Annotated in this window: 1 protein-coding gene; it reads right to left on the minus strand. The window is 68.3% G+C overall.

Annotation, left to right across the window (positions count from 1 at the left end):
- Positions 1-317: 317 nt before the first annotated feature.
- Positions 318-716, minus strand: a 399-nt coding sequence (locus tag B2W79_RS17580) for a TAXI family TRAP transporter solute-binding subunit (RefSeq protein ID WP_292791914.1), incomplete at its 5' end; no start/stop codon positions are given.

A 716-nucleotide genomic window follows, 5' to 3' on the forward strand; every position in this document is an offset into this window, starting at 1 on the left:
TCGCCGTAGTGCTTCTGGACGTTCTCGACGACGACGAGCGGGGTTTCAGAGGTCATCATTTCTCCAAACTAGCCACGCGATGCGCGCGGTTCCAGGCACCACGGTGAGGTTTACATGTTCGTAATCACCTGATCGCGCGGCCAATGCATCTTCGCAAGGGCACCCCACGGCCCGCCCCCTCGGGCCGCGGGATCGCCCTGCTGCCACGCTCCCAGCGACAGCAGGCAGCAGGTGTCCGATCGTGTGCGATCGACCTCACCCTGGCAGAGCGCGCCGACGGCTGTCAGAGATCTTGAGGATTTCTTGAGGGGCGCAGGTCACCGGCGCAGATCGCGGTAGTACTGCTCCGCGCCCGGGTGCAGGGGCACCGGCCCGGTGAAGATCGCAGATCGTCGGTCCAGCAGGGCCGCCGCCGGGACGTCGGCCGCCAGGGTGGTGCGCGCGGCGAACAGGCCGGCGACGAGGTCATGCACCACGCCGGGCGGGGTGCTGCCGGCGGTGACGAGGTAGTTCGGCACCGCCAACGTCGTCACCGCGGCATCGAGGCCGTAGGTGCCTGCGGGCACATCGGCGGGTCGATACGCATGCGAGTAGCGCTCGTTGACCGCGTTCACCCAGTCCTGCTCGACCGGGAGCAGGCGCACGTCGATGGTCTCCGCGAGGTCCGCGATGCCGGGCGTCGGCAGCCCTCCCACCCAGAAGAAGCCGTCGATCTC

Origin of the sequence: Microbacterium sp. UBA7513, assembly GCF_002478345.1 — a bacterium.
Taxonomy (GTDB): Bacteria; Actinomycetota; Actinomycetes; order Actinomycetales; family Microbacteriaceae; genus Microbacterium.